This is a genomic window from Phytoactinopolyspora halophila (assembly GCF_003287285.1).
Lineage (GTDB): Bacteria > Actinomycetota > Actinomycetes > Jiangellales > Jiangellaceae > Phytoactinopolyspora_A > Phytoactinopolyspora_A halophila.
Genome location: NZ_QMIG01000007.1, coordinates 178,677 through 185,146, shown reverse-complemented (window position 1 = coordinate 185,146; position 6,470 = coordinate 178,677). Strand labels below are relative to the sequence as shown.

General features: G+C 64.1%; 6 protein-coding genes. 2 read left to right on the top strand and 4 right to left on the bottom strand.

Annotated elements, in window-relative coordinates; translation table 11 throughout:
• Nucleotides 1-175 precede the first annotated feature (175 nt).
• On the bottom strand, nt 176-1,390 hold the full coding sequence (gene xseA / locus DPM12_RS10435) for an exodeoxyribonuclease VII large subunit (RefSeq protein ID WP_112258269.1): 1,215 nt from the start codon (nt 1,388-1,390) through the stop codon (nt 176-178).
• 28 nt (nt 1,391-1,418) lie between these two features.
• Between xseA and DPM12_RS10430 the strand changes: the two genes are divergently transcribed.
• Complete coding sequence (locus DPM12_RS10430) at nt 1,419-2,393, top strand: 4-hydroxy-3-methylbut-2-enyl diphosphate reductase (RefSeq protein ID WP_112258242.1); 975 nt, start codon at nt 1,419-1,421, stop codon at nt 2,391-2,393.
• Nucleotides 2,394-2,554: 161 nt separating this feature from the next.
• Here DPM12_RS10430 and DPM12_RS10425 read toward each other — a convergent pair whose 3' ends face one another.
• Complete coding sequence (locus DPM12_RS10425; RefSeq protein ID WP_211658777.1) at nt 2,555-4,024, bottom strand: DNA recombination protein RmuC; 1,470 nt, start codon at nt 4,022-4,024, stop codon at nt 2,555-2,557.
• 108 nt (nt 4,025-4,132) lie between these two features.
• On the opposite strand from DPM12_RS10425, the gene ychF reads away from it, so the two are divergent.
• Nucleotides 4,133-5,206, top strand: coding sequence for a redox-regulated ATPase YchF (gene ychF / locus DPM12_RS10420; protein ID WP_112258241.1), 1,074 nt, complete (start codon nt 4,133-4,135; stop codon nt 5,204-5,206).
• Between the two features lie 58 nt (nt 5,207-5,264).
• On the opposite strand, the gene DPM12_RS10415 is transcribed toward ychF, so the two are convergent.
• Nucleotides 5,265-5,909 carry a GNAT family N-acetyltransferase gene (locus DPM12_RS10415; protein WP_112258240.1) on the bottom strand — a complete coding sequence of 215 codons (645 nt, stop codon included), beginning with the start codon at nt 5,907-5,909 and terminating at the stop codon, nt 5,265-5,267.
• Nucleotides 5,910-5,986: 77 nt separating this feature from the next.
• Nucleotides 5,987-6,232 carry a hypothetical protein gene (locus DPM12_RS23585; RefSeq protein ID WP_211658775.1) on the bottom strand — a complete coding sequence of 82 codons (246 nt, stop codon included), beginning with the start codon at nt 6,230-6,232 and terminating at the stop codon, nt 5,987-5,989.
• Between the last annotated feature and the right edge of the window lie 238 nt (nt 6,233-6,470).

The window sequence follows — 6,470 nt, the reverse complement described above, 5'->3', positions numbered from 1 at the left end:
CGCCGATGGTACTGCCCCGGAAACAGGGTGGGAGAGTAGGACACCGCCGGCCACACACTCAGATCGAGGGCCGCCCATACGTTGGGCGGCCCTCGATGTATTTGTGACCCCGTAAGGCTCCGTTTCTCAGACACTCCACTCGCCGCACGTTCACCAAAGGACGTCAGCTGGGATGTCAGTCAACGGTGGTGGTGAACTCGCCGGCGGCTACCCGCACGCTCAACTGCTGACCGGTCTCGACTTCTTCCGGACTGCGAATGACCCGCTGTGCGTCGTCGCCGAGGGGCTGCACCACCGCATAGCCGCGTTCGAGAGTTGCGGCCGGCGACAGCGCCCGCAGCCGGGCACGGGTGTGCTCGAGCGCATCTCCGGAACGTTCGAGGCGGTGACGGATGGTGCGGCGCATACGTTCCCGCAGGGAATCGAGCTCGTCGGCCCGCAGGCGCAGGCCATGACCGGCGTCGGCAAGGGCAGGTCGCGAACGAAGAGAATCGAGTCCGGCCTGTTCCCGATCGATCCAGCGCCGCAGCGCCGCTCTGATCCGCGTCCGTGCGTCGGTGACCCGAGACAGCTCTTCGTGAACATCGGGGACGAGATGTTTCGCGGCGTCCGTGGGCGTAGATGCCCGCGCGTCGGCGACGAGATCGAGGAGCGGATTGTCGGCTTCGTGTCCGATAGCGCTCACCACGGGTGTGCGGGCGGCTGCGACGGCACGGATGACGGCCTCGTCGGAGAACGGCAAGAGGTCTTCGACCGATCCTCCACCGCGCGCCACGATGATGACCTCGATGTCAGGTGCCCGATCGAGAACGCCGATGGCCTCGATGAGCTGTCCAGCGGCGGAAGGCCCCTGCACCGCAACCGGCTCGATCCGGAACTGCACGCCGGGCCAGCGGCGACGGGCGTTCTCCACGACGTCGTGCTCGGCCTTCGAATCGCGCCCGCACACCAGCCCGATGGTGGCGGGCAAGAACGGCAACGCAAGCTTGCGTTCAGGCGCGAACAGCCCTTCCGCGGCCAGTGTCCGGCGTAGGCGCTCCAGGCGGGCCAGGAGTTCGCCGAGCCCGACAGGACGGATGTCGTCGGCCGCGAGGGACAGCGTGCCACGAGTGTGGTACCAGGATGGTCGTGCATGCACGACAATGCGGGCCCCGTCAGCTAGCGGCGTGTCGAGCGCGTCGAGTACCCGGCCCGGGCAGGTGACCTGAATCGAGACCTCCGCGGCGGGATCGCGCAACGAGAGGAACGCGGTCTGAGTTCCGGGGCGCCGGTTGAGCTGGGTGACTTGACCTTCGATCCACACGGCGCCAAGCCGGTGAATCCACTGGCCGATCAGCTGCGAGACGACGCGAACTGGAGCGGGCTTTTCCGGAGAGGTGTCGAGCGCCATATCGGAACCGTACCCGTCCGTGCCTACCATGGAGGATATGACTGCCGAAGGACGTGTCCTGCTCGCGGCACCTCGCGGCTACTGCGCCGGCGTGGACCGTGCGGTCGTGACCGTGGAGAAGGCCCTGGAGCACTACGGTGCCCCGATATACGTGCGTAAACAGATCGTGCACAACAAACACGTCGTCGAGACCCTCGAGAAACGTGGCGCGATCTTCGTCGAGGAGCTCGACGAGGTCCCAGAAGGTGCGATGGTCGTGTTCTCGGCCCACGGCGTCGCGCCACACGTCTACGCCGAGGCCGAGCAGAGATCGCTGCGCACCATCGATGCCACGTGCCCACTGGTGACCAAAGTCCACAACGAGGCTCGCCGCTTCGCCAGAGACGACCTGGACATCGTCCTGATTGGACACGACGGCCACGAGGAGGTCGAAGGGACATCGGGCGTGGCTCGAGAAAACATCCAGCTCGTGGAGAGTCCTGCTGACGCCGCGAACGTCGAGGTACGCGATCCGTCGCGCGTCGTGTGGCTGTCGCAAACGACCCTGTCCGTCGACGAAACGTACGAGACGGTCAGCAAGCTGCGGGAACGGTTCCCGGACCTGATGAACCCGCCCAGCGATGACATCTGTTACGCCACGCAGAACCGGCAGGTCGCGGTGAAGGAAGTGGCCGCCGAGTCGGAGCTCGTTCTCGTCGTGGGATCGGCCAATTCGTCGAACTCGGTCCGCCTGGTCGAGGTGGCACTGGCGGCCGGAGCTGATGCTGCCTACCGGGTGGACAATTCTACTGAGATCGACGAAGCGTGGCTCGAAGGTGTCTCGACGGTCGGTGTCACCAGCGGAGCGTCGGTTCCGGATGAACTGGTCTCGGACGTCATCAGCTGGCTGGCCGAGCGCGGCTTCCCGAATGTCGAGGAACACCGCACCACCGAAGAATCCCTCATGTTCTCGCTGCCCCGGGAGCTCCGCAAGGACCTCAAGAACGCCACACCTTCCGAATGATCATGTTTGGTACGTTTTCTCGGGCCGTAACACGACTGCAGACGTAGTACGGCCCGAGAAAACGTACCAAACATGATCATTCTGGTTGGTAGCCGCAAGCTCTACTCGTTGCGGCGTTTGCGGTCCGTGTCTCCGCTGGTCTGGCGGAATTCCGTTCGTCCTCAGCCGGCGTCTTCGTCCGCATCGGCGGACGTGTCCGAGACGTCGACACCGTAGCGCTGGTCGATGTTCTCGAGGGCGACCAACGGCTCCTCAGTGGCTGTGACGAGCTCTGGCGCCTGCACATGCCGGGAGGACTTCTCCACCTGCGCCACTGGATCGAGATCCTCATCGACGACCTTGAGATCGGCCATCTTGCGCGCCGTGACCATGACCCGGCTCTCCAGCGACGTGACGGTCTTGTTGTACGCCGTGACCGCACTGTCGAGCTGGCGCCCCAGCTTGCTGATGTGACTGCCCATCGTGGACAGCCGAGAATGCAGTTCGCGTCCGAGCGTGAGCACCTGTTGGGCGTTCTTCGCCAGAGCATCTTGGCGCCATGCGTAGCCGACGGTGCGAAGCAGGGCGACCAGCGTCGACGGGGTAGCCAGGACGACGTTGCGCTCGAAGGCGTGCTCGTAGAGTGTCGGGTCTTGTTCGAGCGCCGCATCGAGGAAGACATCGGACGGCACGAACATCACGACGAATTCCGGTGTGGGCGCGAACTGTTCCCAGTACTGCTTGCCGGCCAGCGTCTCGATGTGATCGCGTATGTGGCGAGCATGGGCGGCCAGTCGGCTGTTCCGGGTCTCCTCATCCTTGGCCTCTTGAGCCTCGAGGAAGCCGTTGAACGCCACCTTGGCATCGACCACGACGCGTTTGCCGCCGGCCAGATTGACCACCAGATCGGGTCGTAGCCGCCCATCGGCGGTCTCGACGGAGGCTTGCTCGGTGAAGTCGACGTGTTCGAGCATTCCCGCCGCCTCGACGACGCGACGCAGTTGCAGCTCACCCCAGCGCCCCCGGACTTGCGGTGCGCGTAAGGCGGTTACCAGCTGCTGGGTCTCTTCCCGGAGCTTTTCCGAGCTCTTTCCCATGGCTTCGAGCTGGGTGCGCAATTCGGCATACGCCTCGGTGCGGGCGTTCTCGATCGATGTGACGTGGTTCGTGACCTTTTCCAGCTGCTCGTTCAGCGGTTTGATGAGCGCCTCGACGGCGTTGCGCCGCTGCTCGAGTTCGTTCTTGGCGCGTTCCTCGGAGCCCTTGAAGCGCTCCTGGGCGAGCTGGAGGAACTCGTCACGGTTCTGGCGCAGGGCCGCAGCCGAAAGTCGCTCGAACTCCTGGCCCAATCGTTCCTGTTCCTGTCGCAGCAGTCCGAGCTTCTCGTCTGCGTCGCTACGCGCATGCTGCAGTTGCACTTCCAGCTGTGCGAGTTCGGACTCGGTGTGCCGGAGCTGTGTCTGAGTCTCGTCGAGCTTGCCGGATAGTCTGTCTCGCTCGGCCTGGACAGCATCGCGTTCGGTGCGTGCGGCGTCGCGCTCCGCTCGCGCCTGCGCGGCATGTCCGGCCATACGGGCGCGCACGAGCAGAGCGCCGAGTGCGAGCCCGAGAAGCAGCATGACACCGGCGAGAAGGAGACCCGTTGCATCCATGGTCCTTACTCTGCCGGATGCCACCGACATCGCCGTGAGGACACGGCAGAGTTCCCACGGGTCACCTGATTGGGCACGGCTGAGCTCCTCCTCGTACCCTAGTGCATCGTGAGTCTCACCATCGGCATCGTCGGACTGCCAAACGTCGGCAAATCGACCCTCTTCAATGCGCTGACCAAGAACGAGGCATTGGCGGCGAACTACCCGTTCGCGACGATCGAACCCAATGTCGGTGTAGTCGGGGTCCCCGATCCACGGCTCGGCACCCTTGCCAAGATCTTCGACTCCGCCCGGGAAGTGCCGGCAACCGTGGACTTCGTCGACATCGCCGGGCTCGTCAAAGGCGCGTCGGAAGGACAGGGCCTCGGTAATCAGTTCCTTGCGAACATCCGCGAGTCGGATGCGATATGCCAGGTCGTCCGCGTGTTCGACGATTCCGATGTCGTTCACGTTGACGGGCAGATCGCCCCGAAGGCAGACATCGAGACCATCGAGACCGAGCTGATCCTGGCGGATCTGCAGACCGTCGAGAAGGCACTTCCCCGGCTGGCCCGCGAGGCCAAGGCATCCAAGGAGCGCCAGGCACTCGTCGAAGACGTGGAACGGGCCAAGGCGGTGCTCGAGGAGGGCCGCACGGTCTTCGCGTCCGGCCTCGACCTGGAACCGTTGCGTGAACTGCATCTTCTCACCGCGAAGCCGTTCCTGTACGTCTTCAACATGGACGACGAGGAACTCGCGAACGAGGAGCTGAAAGACGAGCTGCGCGCGCTCGTTGCCCCGGCCCGGGCGGTCTTTCTCGATGCGAAGATCGAGGCCGAGCTCGTGGAGCTGGACGACGCCGAGGCCCTGGAGCTGCTGCAGTCGATCGGCCAGGAAGAATCCGGGCTGGACATGCTTGCCCGCGCGGGTTTCGAGACGCTCGGGCTTCAGACGTACCTCACGGCCGGGCCCAAAGAGGCGCGTGCCTGGACGATACGCAAGGGTGCCACTGCGCCAGAAGCCGCTGGCGTGATCCATACGGATTTCCAACGGGGCTTTATCAAGGCCGAGATTGTCTCGTTCGACGATCTCGTTGCCGCAGGCTCGATGGCCGAGGCCAAGGCGAAGGGCTTGGTCCGCATGGAAGGCAAGGACTACATCATGCGCGACGGTGATGTCGTCGACTTCCGATTCAATGTGTAGTCGAGTTCCAGTTCAACCCCATGAGGGCCATCGCCCAGGTACGGTTTGGCACTGCTGGTCAGCCCTCGAACATGTGGCGGCACGCATCGATGCCGTCGAGCACGATTCCGGCAGTTGGCACATCCGCCCAGCGGGACCGGCTCAGGCGTAGCCGATCAGAAGTCAGTACCTCGGATCCTCTGGAGTCACGCGAGATCCCGTCGAATTGATACCCCAGCTTGCGAGATATCGCCTGCGAGGCGTGGTTGTCCTGAAAGACCTCGCTTCGCGCGGCGTCCGCGCCGAGGTGATCGAAGGCGAGCGTGAGAATGCCCTTGCGGGCCTCGGTTCCGAGTCCTTGTCCGTGGTGCTGGAGCCCCAGCCACGACGTCGTGGTCACTTCCCGCACGACGGGGAAGTCCTGTGCTCGAAGGGTCACCATGCCGACAGGCTCGCCACTGGTGGTAAACGCCCCCATCCCGAGGCTCCAGTTGTCGACCCTCCACTCGGCCAGTTCACTCCAGTAACTTTGCAACACGACTTCTGCTCGGTCCTTTGCCGAGCCATCAGTCCATGGTGTGAGGAATGGGCGCTCGGAATCATGGTGGATGCCACGTCCGGCTAGCTCTGCGAGCTGAGCAATCTCCGCCTCTCGGGGGACTCGTAGCTGTAGACGCGGGGTGGTGATGGCGAGCTTGAATGTTGGCCAGAGGTCATCGATCACACGTCAGATCGTGCAACGAAACGACGCCGGTGCGCTAATGCTTTTCGATTCCCATCCGGAGGGGTCAGGCCCCGGCCCTAGCCCCGATTTCGGCCGCCGGCGTCGGCGGTCTCGTCGTCGCGGACCTCCGCGTACGCGACGACGAGACCGCCGGAGTGATCGTCAAGGACTGTGTGCAGGACGTCCAAAGTGAAGGTCACGTTCTCACACGCCCGATCACGCTCCTGCATGGCGGTGAAGTGGGCGTACCCTCCGAAAGCCAGCGGAGCATGCTCGCTGGCACTGGCAGGCTGACCGCCGAGGTATGTATGGGAGATCGGCATGCTTAAATGTAGGAGTTGACACTAGTGACAAAGGCAAGCCCAGGCGGTTTCCTGCGGGTGGGAGACGCGGCTGCTCGTACCGAGGTGAGTACCCGATGTGCCGCCTGGTCGCCTCCAGGTCCGCGCCGTCCCCGTCCTTGTCGAGCATTTGAACAGCTACGATGCGCGTATCGCCGCTCTCCTCAGCCCGCGGGCTTCGCTTCAGGCTTGATCGATGCATCGACGCTGTGATCGAGCA

Excerpts from the sequence above, each read along its gene's own strand:
- xseA (WP_112258269.1), bottom strand. The coding sequence starts at position 1,390 with ATGGCGCTCGACACCTCTCCGGAAAAGCCCGCTCCAGTTCGCGTCGTC.
- DPM12_RS10425 (WP_211658777.1), bottom strand. The coding sequence starts at position 4,024 with ATGGATGCAACGGGTCTCCTTCTCGCCGGTGTCATGCTGCTTCTCGGG.
- DPM12_RS23585 (WP_211658775.1), bottom strand. The coding sequence starts at position 6,232 with ATGCCGATCTCCCATACATACCTCGGCGGTCAGCCTGCCAGTGCCAGC.
- DPM12_RS10430 (WP_112258242.1), top strand. The coding sequence starts at position 1,419 with ATGGAGGATATGACTGCCGAAGGACGTGTCCTGCTCGCGGCACCTCGC.